The 16,854-nt window shown below is 73.3% G+C and carries 15 protein-coding genes; 5 read left to right on the top strand and 10 right to left on the bottom strand.

The features are described 5' to 3' along the window. Nucleotides 1-23 precede the first annotated feature (23 nt). The 3 genes from ACFYMP_RS00415 to ACFYMP_RS00405 form a co-directional block, all read right to left on the bottom strand. Entirely contained in the window at nt 24-794 is a 771-nt protein-coding gene (locus ACFYMP_RS00415; protein ID WP_388848083.1) for a DeoR/GlpR family DNA-binding transcription regulator, read from the bottom strand. Nucleotides 795-1,125: 331 nt separating this feature from the next. Next, on the bottom strand, nt 1,126-2,637 hold the full coding sequence (locus ACFYMP_RS00410) for a carotenoid oxygenase family protein (protein WP_388848080.1): 1,512 nt from the start codon (nt 2,635-2,637) through the stop codon (nt 1,126-1,128). Between the two features lie 82 nt (nt 2,638-2,719). Next, a complete protein-coding gene (locus ACFYMP_RS00405; RefSeq protein WP_388848077.1) occupies nt 2,720-3,970 on the bottom strand; it encodes an MFS transporter in 1,251 nt (416 codons plus the stop codon). 339 nt (nt 3,971-4,309) lie between these two features. On the opposite strand from ACFYMP_RS00405, the gene ACFYMP_RS00400 reads away from it, so the two are divergent. Beyond that, nucleotides 4,310-5,815 carry an NCS2 family permease gene (locus tag ACFYMP_RS00400; RefSeq protein WP_388848072.1) on the top strand — a complete coding sequence of 502 codons (1,506 nt, stop codon included), beginning with the start codon at nt 4,310-4,312 and terminating at the stop codon, nt 5,813-5,815. A gap of 83 nt (nt 5,816-5,898) precedes the next feature. On the opposite strand, the gene ACFYMP_RS00395 is transcribed toward ACFYMP_RS00400, so the two are convergent. Together ACFYMP_RS00395 and ACFYMP_RS00390 are read right to left on the bottom strand one after the other, a co-directional pair. Further along, on the bottom strand, nt 5,899-7,347 hold the full coding sequence (locus ACFYMP_RS00395) for a peptidoglycan D,D-transpeptidase FtsI family protein (RefSeq protein WP_388848069.1): 1,449 nt from the start codon (nt 7,345-7,347) through the stop codon (nt 5,899-5,901). A gap of 239 nt (nt 7,348-7,586) precedes the next feature. Further along, nucleotides 7,587-7,820, bottom strand: coding sequence for a hypothetical protein (locus ACFYMP_RS00390; RefSeq protein ID WP_388848066.1), 234 nt, complete (start codon nt 7,818-7,820; stop codon nt 7,587-7,589). Between the two features lie 141 nt (nt 7,821-7,961). On the opposite strand from ACFYMP_RS00390, the gene ACFYMP_RS00385 reads away from it, so the two are divergent. From ACFYMP_RS00385 to ACFYMP_RS00375, 3 genes are all read left to right on the top strand, one after another. Then, nucleotides 7,962-8,189 carry a hypothetical protein gene (locus ACFYMP_RS00385; RefSeq protein WP_388848063.1) on the top strand — a complete coding sequence of 76 codons (228 nt, stop codon included), beginning with the start codon at nt 7,962-7,964 and terminating at the stop codon, nt 8,187-8,189. A gap of 133 nt (nt 8,190-8,322) precedes the next feature. Beyond that, nucleotides 8,323-9,063 (top strand): DsbA family oxidoreductase, encoded by a 741-nt coding sequence (locus ACFYMP_RS00380; RefSeq protein WP_388848060.1) that lies wholly within the window; start codon nt 8,323-8,325, stop codon nt 9,061-9,063. Between the two features lie 234 nt (nt 9,064-9,297). Beyond that, nucleotides 9,298-10,353: an aminotransferase class V-fold PLP-dependent enzyme gene (locus ACFYMP_RS00375; protein ID WP_388848057.1), complete on the top strand. Its 1,056-nt coding sequence runs from the start codon at nt 9,298-9,300 to the stop codon at nt 10,351-10,353. Nucleotides 10,354-10,423: 70 nt separating this feature from the next. On the opposite strand, the gene thpD is transcribed toward ACFYMP_RS00375, so the two are convergent. The 5 genes from thpD to ACFYMP_RS00350 form a co-directional block, all read right to left on the bottom strand. Further along, on the bottom strand, nt 10,424-11,320 hold the full coding sequence (thpD, locus tag ACFYMP_RS00370) for an ectoine hydroxylase (protein WP_388848054.1): 897 nt from the start codon (nt 11,318-11,320) through the stop codon (nt 10,424-10,426). 2 nt (nt 11,321-11,322) lie between these two features. Continuing rightward, nucleotides 11,323-11,721, bottom strand: coding sequence for an ectoine synthase (locus ACFYMP_RS00365; RefSeq protein WP_363145834.1), 399 nt, complete (start codon nt 11,719-11,721; stop codon nt 11,323-11,325). Between the two features lie 92 nt (nt 11,722-11,813). Beyond that, nucleotides 11,814-13,082, bottom strand: a complete 1,269-nt coding sequence (gene ectB / locus ACFYMP_RS00360; protein ID WP_388848051.1) for a diaminobutyrate--2-oxoglutarate transaminase — start codon at nt 13,080-13,082, stop codon at nt 11,814-11,816. A 117-nt stretch (nt 13,083-13,199) separates the two neighbouring features. Further along, on the bottom strand, nt 13,200-13,784 hold the full coding sequence (gene ectA / locus ACFYMP_RS00355) for a diaminobutyrate acetyltransferase (protein WP_388848048.1): 585 nt from the start codon (nt 13,782-13,784) through the stop codon (nt 13,200-13,202). Nucleotides 13,785-14,342: 558 nt separating this feature from the next. Next, nucleotides 14,343-15,485, bottom strand: a complete 1,143-nt coding sequence (locus ACFYMP_RS00350) for a pyridoxal-phosphate-dependent aminotransferase family protein (RefSeq protein ID WP_388848045.1) — start codon at nt 15,483-15,485, stop codon at nt 14,343-14,345. Nucleotides 15,486-15,628: 143 nt separating this feature from the next. Between ACFYMP_RS00350 and ACFYMP_RS00345 the strand changes: the two genes are divergently transcribed. Further along, nucleotides 15,629-16,720 (top strand): amidohydrolase family protein, encoded by a 1,092-nt coding sequence (locus tag ACFYMP_RS00345; protein ID WP_388848042.1) that lies wholly within the window; start codon nt 15,629-15,631, stop codon nt 16,718-16,720. Nucleotides 16,721-16,854 lie beyond the last annotated feature (134 nt).

The raw sequence follows: 16,854 nt of genomic DNA, 5'->3' as shown, positions 1-16,854 counted from the left end.
CCGCCCGTGGTGCGCCCGCCCGGTCACACGCGCAGCACCTGGGGGCCCAGCAAGGCGTACCGGTGGGCCTCGGCGGCCGGCAGCACGCGGCTGGTGACGATCGTGTCGAGGGCGGAGACCTCCGCGAACCGGCAGAAGCCGGCCGCGCCGAACTTGCTGTGCACACCCGCGAAGACGATGCGGCGCGCGGCCCGCACCGCCTGCCGCTTGACCTCGCCGACCGCCGGGTCCGGGGTCGTCAGGCCGTGCTCGCGGGAGATGCCGTTGGCCCCGATGAACGCGAGGTCGAGGACGAAACCGGACAGCATCCGCGTCGTCCAGTGGTCGACCGTGCCGAGGGTGCCCGGACGGACCCGGCCGCCCAGCAGCAGCACCGTCATGTTCGGGTCCGTCGCGAGCGCCCCCGCCGTCGTCAGCGAGGCGGTCACCACGGTCAGCGGCCGGTCGCGCGGCAGCGCCTCGGCGATGAGCTGCGGGGTGAAGCCCTCGTCGACGAAGACCGTCTCCGCGTCCTGGACCAGTTCCGCCGCGGCCCGCGCGATGGCCCGTTTCTCGGGGACGTGCATGGTCGTGCGGAAGGCGAGGGTCGTCTCGAAACCCGCGCTCTCCACCGGGTATGCGCCGCCGTGCGTCCTGCGGACCAGGCCGTGGTTCTCCAGGGCCCGCAGATCGCGCCGTACCGTCTCCTTCGCCACGCCCAGCCGCTGGGCGAGCGAGGTCACCTCGACGGAACCGGAACGGCGCGCCGCCCGCACGATCTCCCGCTGGCGTTCCTCCGCGCTGAGTGCCGTCATCCGCTCCCGCCTCCTTCGCGCACCGGGTGGGCCACACTGCCCGTTCGGGCCGGTGTGCAGAGTTGTACTGCCCGGGGCGGTGCCCGAACAGGCGTGGAACACCAGTGATCGTGCCCGCTTTTGTGCGCCCGGGGCACTCGGTGCCGCCCCTCAAATGACCCTCGTACACCCCTGATGAACTGGGCCTTCACCGACCCGTCCGGAGGCCGGCGTGGTCGCCGCGCTGCCCGTACGCCCGGCCCGGACCGCCCGTCCGCTGCCCGCTCACCCACGCGTGCCCCGGCTGCCCGCTCGGGCAACCGGGGCACGGGGAGCCTTTCCCCGGGCACTCCTAGGCGTCCGCCACCCAGCTCCCGTGGAAACCGAGCGGCACCCGGCCGGGCAGGTGGACCCGGGCCAGCGGGCGGCCGGTGAAGTCCTGCGCGGACAGGATCACCAGATCGCTCGCGCCCCGGTCCGGATCGTGCACGTACGACAGGACGTACCCGTCGTCCTCATCGCGCCCGCCCCGGCGCGGCACGAACACCGGCTCACTGGCCGCGGCCCCGCGCGGGAAGCGGTGCACCTGCCGGCTGCCGCGCGACAGGTCCTGCTTCACGAGGCAGTTGGTGAAACCCTCGTCCGGCACGACGGTTCCTGACCAGGCGTAGGCGCGCCACATCTCGGCCGCGCTCGCCGTGTAGCCGTAGCGGTGCCGGCGCGAGACGAGACGCTCGTCGACCCGGGGGAACTCCTGCGGGAGATCGTCGAGCCGGGTCCTGCCGACCCGGCCCGCGCGGAGGTCGATCGTCCAGCGGTCCAGGGCGGGCGCCCCGGTCGCCGAGGGGCCGCCCGCGCCCCGGCCCGCCGCGTAGAAGGGCGCGGGCATGGACGCGAAGTCCACGACCACCGAGCCGCCCTGGTCGTAGGCGTTCAGGGTGTGCGAGTAGAACAGCGGGTCCACCCCGAACCAGCGCACCGTGCCGCCCGCGCGCGGCAGCACCCCCACCCGCATCGGGTGCGCCTCGTTCCAGACGTAGGGCACCGGCGCGCCCGCCCCGGCCGCCGCCCCGTCGAAGGTGATCGGCATGTCCACGAGCACCACGTACTTCTCGGTGAGCGCGAAGTCGTGCATCATCGGCGCGTCCGCCACCGGGACCCGCGTCGTGCGCGCCACCCGGCCGGTGCGGTCGACCACGAGATGGCGTACGTGGTCCCAGCCCGGGTAGTACGCCACCGCGTGCAACTCGTCGGCCACCGCGTCGTACTTGGTGTGCGCGGTGAACGCGCCCCGAAGCGTGGAGCGGAAGTCGTAGGGGCGCAGCGTGTTCAGCTCACCGTCCAGTTCGTACGGCAGCGGACCGCCCTCCTGGAGCGCGAGGACGCGGCCCTTGTACGGCAGGACGTGCGTATTGCACGCGTAGTCGTCCGGCGGCGCCTGCCCCGGATACGGCTCGCCCAGCTTCCGCGCCACCCGCGAGGAACGCACCCACCGGTTGCGGTACCACTCCGCGCGACCGCCTCGCAGCCGCACCCCGTGCACCATGCCCTCGCCCAGCATCCAGTGGTGGGCCCTCGGGTCCTCCAGACCCAGCGGGTTCGGGCCGGTCCGCAGATAGCGGCCGTCCAGATCGCGCGGCACCCGGCCCGTCACCTCCAGGCCGAAGGCGGTCAACTCCTCGGTGACGGGGGCGAAGGCGCCCTCCAGGAACGGCAGCGAGCCCGTGCCCGTGTCCGCCGTGCCCGGGGTCGCCGCCCGCGCCGCCGCCGCGCCGTAGTGGCCCGGCCCGAGGCCCCCGACCACACTTCCGGCCGCGATCAGCGCCGCGCCCCGAAGGGTCCCGCGCCGTGTGTACCCGCTCATGCTCTCTCCCCGTCCGTGGAAGCCCGCCCGGCGCTGAGCCGCCGGCCCGACAGGACAAGCCTCCCCGGCGGACGGTCCGCGGTCAGGAGGTCTGGGCCCCGGACCGGGGTGGTGCCGGTACCACCCCCTCGGGTTCACCCGCGCGCCCCGCGAACGCCGGGACGAGGGCCGCCACCAGGGCCAGCACCCCGCAGCCCAGGGTCTGCGCGCGGGCGTCGAGGAAGGCCACCAGAGCCGAACCGACGCCCAGCGCCACCGCGTTGGGGGCGAAGACCGCCGTGCCCGCCGAGGCCGTCACCCGGCCCAGCAGCCCGTCCGGGGTAAGCCGCTGGACCGCCGTGGTCACCGCGATCAGCGGACACGGCAGACCGGCGCCGATCACCAGCGCGGAGACCAGGACCACCGCCTCCGAGGGCACCGCGCGCAGCAGCACCCCCGACGCGAACAAGGCCGTCCCGGCCGCCGCGAACCGGGCCGCCCCCAGCCGCTCCAGGAGCCTGCCCGCCAGCAGCCCCACGAGGACGGAACCGGCGCCCTGCACGGCGTAGAGCACCCCCAGCCAGGCCGCCGGCCGGCCCAGGGCCGCCACGATCCCGTACTGGGCCGAACTGGCCAGGCTCGCCGCCGTCAGCGCCGCAGCGCCCGTCAGGACCAGCGGGCGCAGCACCGGGTGGCGCCACAGGTACCGCAGCCCCTCCGTCGTACCGCCCCGCGCGGCGACCCCCGCCGCCTGCCGCGGCACCTCGGGCGCGCGGGCGTACAGCAGGCCCGCGCACGCGAAGGTCGCCGCGTCCAGCAGCGCCACCCACCGGCCGCCGTACACCGTGTACAGACCCGCCCCGGCCAGTGGGGCGAGCAGCTTCATGCCCTCGTTCGCCGTCATCCGCAGCCCGTTGAACGCGCCCAGCAGCTCCGCGCCGACCGTGCCCGCGACCAGCGCGCCCTGCGCCGCGTCCTCCAGGACCCCGCTCACCCCGTACACCAGCAGGACCCCGAGCAGCAGCCACACGCCCGCCGCGTCGTCCACGAGCACCAGCACCGGGAGCAGCGCCGCCGTCCCCAGGTTCACCGCGACCAGGAGCCTTTTGCGCGGCAGCCGGTCGGCGAGCGCCCCGAGCAGCGGCCCGGCCAGGGCCGGGGCCCACAGCGCGAAGACGCACAGCGCGGCCAGGCTGTCGGAGCCCGTCAGGTCCTTCACCCACACCCCGGCCGTCAGCCACAGCGCGGAACTGCCGAAACCGGAGACCACCACGGCGGTCAGGAACAGGCGGGCGGGACGGTCGCGCAGCACCGTCAGGACAGTGGCCGGGCGGCCCGGCGTCAAAGTCGTCACGCCCCGGATGCTGCGGCTAAGGCCCCCGCCGGCGGATCGGCCGACTGCCCCACAGACCCCCCTTATCCGGGTCGCCGCGTACGCGGCGGTCCGCTCACGCCGGCCACCCCGCCCCGCTCGCCCCGTCCCTCCCCGGACGGGGACGCGCGAGTTTCCCGCGGGCCGTAACACGGCGTAAACCTGCGCGGGCCGCTCTCCGGTCACAATCAGCCAGCCCGGCCGCGCGCCGCCCGCGGTCCCGGCCGGGCCCCCGCACATCCGCACGTCCCGCATGTCCCCCGTGTCCCGTACGTTCCCGTGTCCCGTACGTCCCGACGTCACCGTGAGGAGCGCGCCCCCATGTCCGACACCGTGCCGGCCGCGAGCAGGCAGCCCGAGCCCACAGGGCCGACCGGCCCCGCGACAGGTCCCGCAGGCCAGGGCCCCCGGAAGGAGGGGGGCGTCGCGGCCGCCGTCGACCGGTTCTTCCTGATCACCGCGCGCGGCTCCGGCTACGGCCGCGAGATACGCGGCGGTTTCGCCACCTTCTTCACCATGGCGTACATCCTGGTGCTCAACCCGATCATCCTCGGCGGGGTCGAGGACAAGTACGGGCACCGGCTCGACAGCGTCCAGCTCGTGACCGCGACCGCGCTGGTCGCCGCCGTCATGACGGTGATCATGGGGGTCGGCGGGAACCTGCCGCTCGCGCTCGCCGCCGGCCTCGGCATCAACGCCGTCGTCGCCTACCAGCTCGCCCCCCGGATGAGCTGGCCGGACGCGATGGGCCTCATCGTCGTCGAGGGCGTCCTGATCTGTCTGCTCGTCGTCACCGGCCTGCGCGAGGCCGTCATGAACGCGATCCCGCAGGCGCTCAAGCAGGCCATCAGCGTCGGCATCGGGCTGTTCATCGCCTTCATCGGGTTCATCGACGCCGGGTTCGCGACCCGCATCCCCGGCGAGACCGGCTCCACACCCGTGCAACTCGGCTCCGTCGGCCACCTCGCGGGCTGGCCGGTGCTCGTGTTCTGCCTCGGCGTGCTCCTGACGATCGCGCTGCTGGTCCGCAAGGTGCGCGGCGCCCTCCTCATCAGCATCGTCGCGATGACCGTCCTCGCCGTCGTCATCAACGAGATCGCCGACATCGAGCCCACCGCCTGGGGCCTGACCGTGCCCGAAGTGCCCGAGGACGTCGTCGCCGCACCCGACTTCGGACTGCTCGGCCACTTCAGCCTGTTCGGGGCCTTCGGGGAGCTGAGCGCCGTCACCGTCGTCCTGCTGGTCTTCACGCTGCTGCTGAGCGACTTCTTCGACACCATGGGCACCGTCGTGGGCGTCTCCAGCGAGGCCGGGCTGCTCGACGAGGACGGAAAGGTCCCCGGCCTCGGCCGGGTACTGCTCATCGACGGTCTCGCCGCCGCCGCGGGCGGCGCGGCCTCCGCCTCCTCCAGCACCTCCTACATCGAGTCGGCGGCCGGGGTCGGCGAGGGCGCCCGCACCGGCTTCGCGAACCTCGTCACCGGGGCCCTGTTCGCGTTCGCGCTGTTCCTCACCCCGCTCGCCACCGTCGTGCCCGCGCAGGCCGCCGCCCCCGCCCTCGTCGCGGTCGGCTTCCTGCTCATGGCGCAGGTGCGGCACATCGACTGGGAGCGCTGGGAGATCGCCGTGCCGGCCTTCCTCACGATCGTCGTGATGCCCTTCACCTACTCGATCACCAACGGGATCGGCGCCGGGTTCCTGGCCTACGTCCTGCTGCGGGCCGTGCTCGGCAGGGCCCGGGAGACGCACTGGCTGCTGTGGACGGCGAGCGCCCTGTTCCTCGTGTACTTCGCTATCGACCCCGTGCAGCAGGTCCTCGGCGTATGAGGCGGGGCCCGGTGCCGGGGAGACGGCGGCCACGGGGCCGGGCCGTCCTCCGGCACCGGGCGGGGACGGGCGGGCGCCGCGGGTCAGACCCCCAGCGCCGCCCGCATCATCGCCTTCGCGACCGGTCCGGCCAGCCCGTTCCCGCTGACCTCGGCGCGCGCCGCGTCGGAGTCCTCGACCATCACGGCCACCGCGACGCTCTTCCCGTCCGCGCCCTTCGCGTACGAGGTGAACCAGGCGTACGGGGTCCGGCTGTTGTTCTCGCCGTGCTGCGCGGTGCCCGTCTTGGCGCCCACCGTCGCGCCCGGGATGCGCGCGTTGGTTCCGGTGCCGTCCGTGACCACCGTCTCCATCGCGGAGCGGAGCTGGCGCGCGTGGTCCGGGGAGAGCACGCGCCGCCTCCCCGCGTCGCCGTGCTCCTCAAGGACTCTCCCGCCGCCGTCCGTGGTCCGCGCGACCATGTACGGGTCGACCAGCTCGCCGCCGTTGGACAGGGCCGCCGAGACCATCGCCATCTGCAGCGGGGTCGCCGTCACGTCGAACTGCCCGATCCCGGACAGCGCGGTCTGCGCGGCGTCCATCTTCTCCGGATAGACGCTCGCGTACGCCCGTACCGGAATGTCCTGGTCGTCGGTGTTGAAGCCGAACCTCTCGGCCATCGCGCGCACCTTGTCCTGCCCGAGGTCCACCGCCATCTTCGCGAAGACGGTGTTGCACGAGTACTGGAGGGCGACCCGGATCGAGGCGTTCTCGCAGGGCGCGGTGGCGGACTCGTTGCCCAGGGTCCTCGTGGACAGCGGCAGCGGATACGGGTCCGGGCTCCTGGTGTGCTGGTCCACCGACGCGTACAGCCCGTCCTCCAGCGCGGCGGCGGCCACCACGAGCTTGAAGGTCGAGCCGGGCGGCAGCGGCTGGCGCAGCGCCCGGTCGACCATCGGCTTGCCGGGGTCCTTGCCGAGCTTCGCCCAGGCCGCGCCGTCCTCGCTGCCGCTGATGGCCGAAGGGTCGTACGACGGGGTCGAGACCATGCCGAGCACCTTGCCGGTGCGCGGGTCCATCGCGAAGGCGGCGCCCTTCTTGCCGGCCAGCGCCTCGTACCCGGCCTTCTGCACGGCCGGATCCAGCGTGGTCACGACATCGCCCGGAGTGGCCGGCGAGCGCGTCAGCACGTCCTGCGGAGTCCTCAGCCGGGGGTCCGCCCCGTCCAGCAGGTCCTTGTAGACGCCTTCGAGAGAGGTCTGTCCGTAGACCTGGGAGCTGAAGCCGGTCACCGGCGCCCACAGCGCCCCGTCCTTGTAGGACCGCTGGTAGCGCAGGTCCCCGCCGGTCACCTTCTTCGAGCCGGTGACGGCCTCACCTCCCACGAGGATGTCGCCGAGCGGCCTGGAGTAGCGCTCCATGGTCGTACGGCGGTTGTCTTCGCTGTCCGCGAGTGCCCTGGCGTCGTAGAACTGCACCCAGGTCGCCCGCGCGAGCAGCGCGAGGACCAGGAGCAGCGCGAAGACGGAGGCACGCCTGATCGTCCTGTTCATTCCACTTCGTACGACGGGCGGGCCCGCGCCCCGGGTTCCGGCGCGGGCCGATTCTCAGCCGGCTCTCATCTCGCGCCGCGCCCCGGGGCCCAGCCCGCCGCCGGACGCCCGCCCCGCACCCGGCTCGTCGCCCCCGCACCCGCCGCTGCCGCGCCGCGTTCGGACTCAGTCCGCTCCAGTGGCTCCCGCACAGCGCCGGGCTCACGCCGGGCGCCTGCCGGGCCTCCTTCACCCGGCTGTCAGGCGTAGTCGTCGAGTCCGCCCCCGTGCTCGTCGACCCACCAGGCGACCCGGCAGTCCAGACAGGTGTAACGCCAGCGCAGCCCGTCCGCCGAGCCCGGCTGTCCCGCGTACGACGGCGCGGGGGCCTTCGTCTTGGTGAGGATCACGTGGGTGTCCGCGCACTTGACGCAGCGCACCGGGAACTGCCGGCCCCCGGGGCTGTACGCGTCGGACCACCCCTGTCGGCTCATGTCGGCAATTCTGCCAGCCGGTTGACGTGCCCCGATCCGTCCGCGCCCGGCGCCGGCGCCCGCGCGCGCTGCGGGCCCGGACCGCGTGTGGTGCAGTGGAGGCAGGACCATCGGCGCGGGGCGTGGACGAGAGGGAGCGGAATGGAGCACCACATGCGCGCGCAGTACCCGGCCGGCGTGACCCCGGGCGACCCGCACGAGCCCGTGGAGCAGTGGCACATGGTGCGCGGCGCGCGGGACACCGTGGCGATGTGCGGCCGACGCCTGGACGCCGCCGCCGCGACCCAGTCCGCCGACGCGTGGGGCACCCCGGCGGCCGACCCCTTCTGCAAGAGCTGCGGGGCGCTCTACCTGCGGGAAGTGCCCTGAGGCCGTGCCGGCGCGTGGCCGGGCACGGCCGGGAATGGCGCTCGTCCCCCGCGCGTTGTGAGCGGTGGCGGAGGTGCCCTCCGTGTGCACGGGTGCCCGCCCGTGACCGTACGAGCTGGAGAGAGCGACACCCATGCGTGTGGAGATCTGGACGGACATCGCCTGTCCCTGGTGCTACGTGGGCAAGGCCCGGTTCGAGAGGGCGCTCGACGCCTTCCCGCACCGCGAGCAGATCGAGGTAGTGCACCGCTCCTTCGAGCTGGACCCGAACTTCCCGAAGGGGGAGGTCGTCGAGGTCCTGCCCATGCTCGCCAAGAAGTACGGCATGTCCGTGGAGCAGGCGAAGTCCGCCGAGGGCAACCTCAAGGAGAACGCCGCCGGTGAGGGCCTGGAGTACCGCGCCGAGGGCCGCGACCACGGCAACACCTTCGACATGCACCGGCTGCTGCACCTCGCCAAGGAGCGCGGCCGCCAGGACGAGTTGATCTCCCTGCTGTACCGCGCGAACTTCGCCGAGGAGCGCTCGGTCTTCGGCGACACCGAACGCCTCGTGGAGATCGCGACGGCCGCCGGTCTGGACGCCGAGGAGGCCCGCTCCGTGCTCGCCGACCCCGAGCGCTACGCCCGCGACGTGCGGGAGGACGAGCGCGAGGCCGCCGAACTCGGCGCGAGGGGCGTCCCGTTCTTCGTCCTGGACCGGAAGTACGGGGTCTCCGGCGCCCAGCCCGCCGAGGTCTTCGCGCAGGCCCTCGAACAGGCGTGGGGCAGCCGCACCCCGCTGACCGTCGTCGCCCCCGCCGGCTCCGAGGCCGAGGTGTGCGGCCCGGACGGCTGCGCGGTCCCCGGCGCGGGCGAGCCGGGCCGGGAAGCGTAGGCGCGACCCCGTACCCCTCCCCGCCGCGCGGACCGGTGGCCCCCGGTCCGCGCGGCGGGGACGCCCCGACTGCCCGACGCGATGGCGGCACCGGCCCTACGGCGACCGGTACGGGGCCCTGTCCACCGGCGCCCCGCACGCGCTCTACGGACCTCCAAACCGCGAGCACTGACCGGACGCGGGCCGTGCCGCGGCCCCATGGACGCCGCAGGCGGCCCGTCGCACCATGAGGGCATGGAGAATCTCGCGCCCCAGCAGTTCCGTCCGGGCACCGTCTACCTCAACACCGCGAGTGCGGGGCTGATCCCGGTGAGCGCGGCCGAGGCCGTACAGGAGGCGGTGCGCGAACGGGTGGAGGGGCGTGGGGGTGACGCCTTCCCCGCGGTGGCCGCCGCGCGGGCCTCCTTCGCGCGGCTCGCGGGGCTGCCCCTGGGGCGGGTCGCGGCCGGTTCCTCCGTGGCCACCTTCGCCGGGCTGGTCGCCGCCGCCCTGCCCGAGGGAGCCGAAGTGCTCGTCGCCCAGGGCGACTTCAGCTCCGTCGTGAACCCCTTCCACGTCCGCGCCGGAATCACGGTGCGTACCGTCGCGCTGGAGCGGCTCGCCGAGGAGGTGCGGCCGGGCACCGCGCTCGTCGCCGTCTCCTCCGTGCAGTCCGCCGACGGGCGCCTCGCCGACCTGCCCGCGATCCGTGCCGCAGCCCGCGCGCACGGGGCCCGTACCTTCGTCGACGTGTCGCAGTCCGCGGGCTGGCTGCCGATGGACGCCGCCGAGGACGACTACACCGTGTGCGTGGCCTTCAAGTGGCTCGGCTGCCCGCACGGCGTCGCCTTCCTCGCCGTACCGGAGGACCTCGGCGGGCTGCGGCCCGTGCTCGGCGGCTGGCTGAGCGCCGAGGAGCCCTGGAACAGCACGTACGGGCCGGTCACCGCGTACGCCCGCGGTGCCCGCCGCTTCGACACCGCCCAGGCCCTGTTCTGCTACGCCGGTGCCGCACCCGCGCTCGCGCTGGTCGAGGAGCTGGGGGTGGAGCGGGTGCACGCCCACGACCTGGCCCTCGCCGCGCGCTTTCGCTCCGGTCTCGCCGCCCTCGGCCACACCCCGGTGCCGGCCCCCGGTTCGGCGATCGTGTCGGTGCCCGGACTCGGCGCGCGGCGGGACGCGCTCAGCCGCGCCGGCATCGAGACCTCCGAACGGGCCGGTAACCTGCGGGCCGCCTTCCACCTCTACAACTCGGCGGCCGAGGTGGACGCGCTGCTGGACGCCCTGGAGACCTCCGCCCGGGTGGCCTGAGCCCACCCGGGCAGGCCGAAGGGGGCGAAACCGTGCGCCGGTTCCGCCCCCTGCTCTCGGCCCGTGGCCCTCAGCGCACCGGGGTGAAGTCCCGGGCGCCGATGAACTCGGGGCGCCGCACGGGCGCCGCGAAGGGCTCGACCGAGGCGTTCTCCACGCTGTTGAACACGATGAACACGTTGCTGCGCGGGAACGGCGTGATGTTGTCGCCCGAACCGTGCATCGCGTTGCAGTCGAACCAAGTCGCCGAACCGGCCCTGCCGGTGAACAGCTTGATGCCGTGCTCGGCGGCGAAGGCGGTCAGCGCCTCGTCCGAGGGGGTGCCCGCGTCCTGCATCTGGAGCGACTTCTTGTAGTTGTCCCTGGGCGTCTCACCGGCACAGCCCAGGAAGGTCTTGTGCGAACCGGGCATGATCATCAGCCCGCCGTTGGTGTCGTGGTTCTCGGTCAGCGCGATCGAGACGGACACCGCCCGCATGTTCGGCATGCCGTCCTCGGCGTGCCAGGTCTCGAAGTCCGAGTGCCAGTAGAAGCCGGAGGCGCCGAAGCCGGGCTTCACGTTGATGCGCGACTGGTGGACGTAGACGTCGGAGCCGAGGATCTGCCGCGCCCGGCCGACGACGCGTTCGTCGCGCACGAGCCTCGCGAAGACCTCGCTGATCCGGTGCACCTCGAAGACCGAGCGGATCTCCTTCGACTGCGGCTCCACGATGGAGCGCTCGTCGGCGCGGATCGCCGGGTCGCTGATCAGCCGGTTCAGCTCCGCCTGGTACGCGGGCACCTCGTCGGGGCCGAGCAGGTCGGCGATCGAGAGGAAGCCGTCGCGCTCGAAGGAGTCGAGGTCGGGCGCGGCGATCGGCCCGGCGGTCCCGGGGGCCGACCACACGACCGGGTCCTTGCGGGGCACGGACACCTCGGTCCTGCCGCGGCTGGGGTACAGATCGGTGCGTTCAGTGGTGACGGTCACGTTCAGTCCTCCTCGGTCAGCAGCGGGTAGACGCCGTTCTCGTCGTGCTCCTCCCGGCCGGTGACGGGCGGGTTGAACACGCACACGCAGCGGAAGTCGGTCTTGGGCCGCATGGTGTGCAGGTCGTGGTCGTTGAGCAGGTACATCGTGCCCGGCGTGATCCAGTGCTTCTCACCGGTCTTCTCGTCGGTCAGCTCCGCCTCGCCCTCGACGCACAGCACGGCCTCGATGTGGTTGGCGTAGTGCATCGTGGTCTCGGTGCCCGCGTACATGGTGGTCTCGTGCAGGGAGAAGCCGACCTTCTCCTTCGCGAGCACGATGCGCTTGCTCTCCCAGGTACCGGACTCGGCCTTGATGTGCCGGTCGGTGCCCTCGATGTCCTTGAACGATCGGACGATCACAGTGCGTCAGTGCCCTTCTGTGGTGTAACGGTGGATCTCCTCGGCGCCCCTCGGGCGCCGGTGTCCCGGTGGGTGCGCCGGCGGCGTACGGCTCAGGCCGTCTCGCGCACGGCGCGGGCGAGGATGCGCAGACCCTCGTCCAGTTCGTCGGGGGTCACGGTCAGCGCGGGCAGCAGTTTGACCACCTCGCTCTTCGGACCCGAGGTCTCCAGCAGCAGGCTGTGCTCGAAGGCGCGCCGGCACACCGCGGTGGCGCGCTCCGGGTCGGCGAACTCCAGGCCCCACACCAGGCCCCGGCCCCGGAACGTGGCGCCCAGAGCGGTGTGTTCCTGGCAGATCGCGCGCAGCGCCGACTCGACCTGCTCGCCGCGGGCCAGGGTCTGCTTCTCCATCTGGCCGTCGGCCCAGTACGCCTCCAGTGCCGCCGAGGCGGTCACGAAGGCCGGGTTGTTGCCCCGGAAGGTGCCGTTGTGCTCGCCCGGCTCCCACACGTCCAGCTCGGGGCGGAACAGGCACAGCGACATCGGCATCCCGTAGCCGCCGATGGACTTCGACAGCGTCACGATGTCCGGGACGATGCCCGCCTCCTCGAAGGAGAAGAAGGCACCGGTGCGGCCGCAGCCCATCTGGATGTCGTCGACGATCAGCAGCATGTCCTGGCGCCGGCACAGCTCCGAGAGCGCGCGCAGCCACTCGGCGCGCGCCACGTTGATGCCGCCCTCGCCCTGCACGGTCTCCACGATGACCGCGGCCGGCTTGTTGAGGCCCGAGCCCTGGTCCTCCAGAAGCCGCTCGAACCACAGGAAGTCCGGGGTCTGCCCGTCGAGGTAGTGGTCGAAGGGCATGGGGGTGCCGTGCACCAGCGGGATGCCCGCCCCCGCCCGCTTGAAGGCGTTTCCGGTCACCGCGAGGGAGCCCAGCGACATGCCGTGGAAGGCGTTGGTGAAGGACACGATCGACTCGCGGCCCTTGACCTTGCGGGCCAGCTTGAGCGCCGCCTCGACGGCGTTGGTGCCCGTGGGGCCGGGGAACATCACCTTGTACGGCAGGTCCCGGGGGCGCAGCACGACGTTCTGGAAGGTCTCCAGGAACTGCCGCTTCGCGGTCGTGCCCATGTCCAGGCCGTGCGTGATGCCGTCGCGCTCGATGTAGTCGATCAGCGCGCGTTTCAGCACCGGGTTGTTGTGCCCGTAGTTGAGGGCGCCGGCACCGGAGAAGAAGTCGAGGTAGGTGTGGCCGTCCTCGTCGTAGAGGTGGCTGCCCTGGGCGCGGTCGAACACGGCCGGCCAGCTGCGGCAGTAGCTGCGCACCTCCGACTCCAGGGTCTCGAAGACACTCAGGGCGGGCGGGGCGATGGTCACAGCATTCTCCTGGGAGATATGGGATGTGAGGGGTGAGCGCGCGGGAGAGGACCCCGGCGCGAAGCTTCGGGGGTGCGGCGCACAGCCGTGGGGCCGGGCCGCGGGAGGTGCCGGGGCTCAGACGGCGGCCGGGGCGGCGGTACGCGCGGCGGCCGACAGGTCCAGGGGGCCGATGCGGTGCAGCACCTCGGAGTCGTGACCGCCGTCGGGGAACAGACCCGCGTCGAACAGCACCTCGCGCTCCAGACCGGCGCCGTGCCGCCGGGCGAAGGAGGCGAACAACCGCTCGGAGGCGGTGTTCCCGGGCGTGATCGTGGTCTCCAGGCCGGTCAGCTCCTGGCGGGCGGCGACCCGTGCGGCCAGTCCGTCCAGCAGGGCGGCGGCCAGCCCCCGGCCGCGCTGCGAGGCGTCGACGGCTACCTGCCAGACGACGAGGGTGCGCGGCTTCTCGGGGCGCACGTAGCCGGTCACGAAACCCACCGGGGCACCGGAGGCGTCGCGGGCCACCACCGAGGTGCCGGCGAAGTCACGACACCACAGCAGGTAGCTGTAGGAAGAGTTGAGGTCGAGGGTCCCGGAGTCCTTGGCGATACGCCAGATCGCGGCTCCGTCCTGCACCTCGGGGCCGTCGAGTCGAAGTCCCTCCGGCAATTCCCGGAATTCGGTACGGGCTGCGGTGAGGTCTGCTTGTGCGGCGGTCATGTGAATTGAATTTACCCAGGCCGTGGTGAAAATGCATCGGGGGACGGGGTTACGCCAAAGCCCTCGATGTGTTATCGGGCGTGGGTGCGGGCTCGCGCGAGGCGGCGGGGAAAACGCGTGGTTTGTGGGGGTAATACCGGTCAAATGGGGGCCGCTTGTGGGATGCGTCACAAGTGGGTAACGTCCCCGGAACACGTCCGAATTACGGGGAATGACCGACGCGTAAAACTCGGCGTTTAGCCGCGGGGAAAGCGGGCAGAAGCTTACGGGAAGCTGGGGTGAATTAGCCCGCCTTTCTTATTCCCCATTCACACGGATTTCATGGACGGTGTCAAGGGGGAGGGGATTAGGGGGTACGGGGGTGGGGTAGGTGGCATCTACGCTGTATACCGGCGTGGGTCCGCATGCCGGGGAACGTCCGCGTGTCCGGTCCCTGTCCCTGTCCTCTCGTCCCCGTCCCCCCGCCCCACCCGCACGCGGCCCCCGTCCCCTCGCACGCGAAGGGCCCGGCAGCCGCAGGCCGCCGGGCCCGGTGCACATCCGGTGCCGTGGTACCGCTCAGCGCGAGGCGCCCCAGGCGGCCGACACCGCCGCCTCGGCGGCCGGTACGTCCACGCCCGAGCCGGGGGCGCCGCCGGTCTCGGCCAGCGCCTCGCCCAGCGCGGCGACGCACGAGCGCACGACGTTCTCGGCGGCCAGCGGCCCGTAGTGGTTGACCCGGACCATCTCCCGGGCCAGCGCCCCGCCGCCGGCCGCGAGCGGCAGCGTCGAATCACCCGCGAGGGCCTTCGCGACCAGCTCGCCCGCGTCGACCCCCTCGGGCACCCGCAGCGTCGTCGCCACCGGGGCGGCGTCCCGCGCGGCCGTCACGAACGGAGTGATCCCGCCGCCCAGCGCCGAGACCCCCGCCCGGGTCGCCGCGGCGGCCCGCGCGTGCCGGGCCATGACCAGCTCGGGGCCCTCCGCCGAGAACCGCTCCAGGCACGCGTCGAGCGCGAGCATCTCCAGCTGGGCCGGGGCGTGCGGCAGGGCCGTGCGGCCCGCGTCGATCCAGCGCTGCTTCCAGTCCAGCAGCGACAGGTACGAGTGCCGGGGGGCCCGCGGGTTCCGCCCCAGCCGCTCCCAGGCCCGCGCGCTCAGCGCCGCCACCGACACCCCGGCCGGCCCGCCCAGCGCCTTCTGCGCCCCGATCACACACAGGTCCACGCCCCACTCGGCGGGCCGCAGCGGTTCCGCGCCGACCGAGGCCACCGCGTCGAGCATGAGCAGCGCGCCGTGCTCGCGCACCGCGGCGCCGATCGCGGCGACCGGGTTGGTGTTGCCGGTGGCCGCCTCCGCGTGCACGAGCGAGACGAAGTCGATGTCCGGCTGTTCCGCGAGCGCCGCGCGCACCTGCTCGGCGGTGACCGCCGTGTCGAAGGGCACCGCGAGGTCGTAGACCGTCGCCCCGCAGTCGCGCAGCCAGTCGCCGAAGGTCTGCCCGTAGGGGCCGGTGATGATGTTGAGCGCCACCGTGCCCGGACCCGCGACGCCCCGGATGCAGCCCTCCAGGGGCAGCAGCGCCTCTCCCTGCATGATCACCAGCTCGTACGGGTCGCCGGGGGCGGCGGCGTCGAGCCCGAGGAGGGCGGCGACCTTGCGTTCGACGCCCGCGAAGCGCCCCGCGGTCATAGGGGTCAGGTCCAGCAGAGGATGGGTCACGGTCGTGCTCTCTTCGCTCACGGGTTCGTTCGGCTGCCGCTGTCGAGAGTACTCACCGGGCGGCTCCCGGCCCGTGCGACGGTCCGTCCGCGCGGACGCCGCCCGCCACCGGTGCCCGCCCCGCGCCCCTCTACAGTGCCCGCATGAGCGATGACCCGGTACTGCAGGTGAAGGGGGCCGTACTCGTCGGGCCCGAGGACGTCCGTGACCGGCTGTGGGTCGTGGGAGGGCGGGTCACCTTCACCCGCCCGGCCGGGGCCGGGGACGTGCGCACCGTCGAGGGCTGGGCGCTGCCCGGACTGGTCGACGCGCACTGCCACGTCGGGCTCGACGCGCACGGCGCGATCCCGCCCGAGGAGGCCGAGAAGCAGGCGCTGACCGAACGGGGCGTCGGAGCCCTGCTGTTGCGCGACGCGGGCTCGCCCTCCGACACGCGCTGGACGGACGAGCGGGCGGACCTGCCGAAGATCATCCGGGCCGGCCGGCACATCGCGCGCACCCGCCGCTACATCCGCGCCTTCGCCCACGAGATCGAACCGGAGGATCTGGTCGCGTACGTCGCGCGGGAGGCCCGGCGCGGCGACGGCTGGGTCAAGCTGGTCGGCGACTGGATCGACCGGGAGGCGGGCGACCTGACGGCCTGCTGGCCGCGCGGCGAAGTGGAGGCGGCGATCGCCGAGGCGCACCGGCTGGGCGCCCGGGTCACCGCGCACTGCTTCGCCGAGGACTCGCTGACCGACCTCGTCGAGGCCGGGATCGACTGTGTCGAACACGCGACGGGACTCACCGAGGACACCATCCCGCTGTTCGCCGAACGGGGGGTCGCGATCGTCCCGACCCTCGTCAACATCGCGACCTTCCCCCGGCTCGCGGACGGCGGTCAGAGCAAGTTCCCGCGCTGGTCGGCCCATATGCGCCGCCTGCACGAACGCCGCTACGACACCGTGCGGGCCGCCTACGACGCGGGCGTGCGGATCTACGCGGGCACCGACGCGGGCGGCAGCATCCGGCACGGGCTGGTCGGCGACGAGGTGGCCGAGCTGGTGCGCGCGGGGCTGCCGCCGGTCGCCGCCCTCTCCGCCGCCGTGTGGGAGGCCCGCGCCTGGCTCGGCCGCCCCGGCCTGACCGAGGGAGCCCCCGCCGACCTCGTCGTGTACGACGAGGACCCGCGCGCCGACGTCCGCGTCCTCACCGCCCCGCGCCGCGTCGTGCTGAACGGGGCGGTGGTGGAGTAACGGAGTACGGAGTGGGGGCGGGGTGTCCGTCCGGCGCGGTGTGGTTCGGGACCCCGGGTACGGGACCCCGTGTTTCGGGCCGGGAAAGCTCCGCAGCGACGGTGTGCGCCGGCTGTAACGCCTCGGAAATGCCG

This window comes from Streptomyces sp. NPDC007088 (genome assembly GCF_042869355.1).
In the GTDB taxonomy this organism is placed as follows: domain Bacteria; phylum Actinomycetota; class Actinomycetes; order Streptomycetales; family Streptomycetaceae; genus Streptomyces.
The sequence above is the reverse complement of the archived record's forward strand: the minus strand, read 5'-3'. Positions and strand labels throughout refer to the sequence as shown.

What these genes read in the sequence shown, in the direction of transcription:
- ACFYMP_RS00375 (WP_388848057.1), top strand. Translation starts at nt 9,298, where the DNA reads ATGGAGAATCTCGCGCCCCAGCAGTTCCGTCCGGGCACCGTCTACCTC.
- ACFYMP_RS00410 (WP_388848080.1), bottom strand. Translation starts at nt 2,637, where the DNA reads ATGAGCGGGTACACACGGCGCGGGACCCTTCGGGGCGCGGCGCTGATC.
- ACFYMP_RS00345 (WP_388848042.1), top strand. Translation starts at nt 15,629, where the DNA reads ATGAGCGATGACCCGGTACTGCAGGTGAAGGGGGCCGTACTCGTCGGG.
- ACFYMP_RS00400 (WP_388848072.1), top strand. Translation starts at nt 4,310, where the DNA reads ATGTCCGACACCGTGCCGGCCGCGAGCAGGCAGCCCGAGCCCACAGGG.
- ectA (WP_388848048.1), bottom strand. Translation starts at nt 13,784, where the DNA reads ATGACCGCCGCACAAGCAGACCTCACCGCAGCCCGTACCGAATTCCGG.
- ACFYMP_RS00390 (WP_388848066.1), bottom strand. Translation starts at nt 7,820, where the DNA reads ATGAGCCGACAGGGGTGGTCCGACGCGTACAGCCCCGGGGGCCGGCAG.
- ACFYMP_RS00415 (WP_388848083.1), bottom strand. Translation starts at nt 794, where the DNA reads ATGACGGCACTCAGCGCGGAGGAACGCCAGCGGGAGATCGTGCGGGCG.
- ACFYMP_RS00380 (WP_388848060.1), top strand. Translation starts at nt 8,323, where the DNA reads ATGCGTGTGGAGATCTGGACGGACATCGCCTGTCCCTGGTGCTACGTG.
- ACFYMP_RS00385 (WP_388848063.1), top strand. Translation starts at nt 7,962, where the DNA reads ATGGAGCACCACATGCGCGCGCAGTACCCGGCCGGCGTGACCCCGGGC.
- ACFYMP_RS00395 (WP_388848069.1), bottom strand. Translation starts at nt 7,347, where the DNA reads ATGAACAGGACGATCAGGCGTGCCTCCGTCTTCGCGCTGCTCCTGGTC.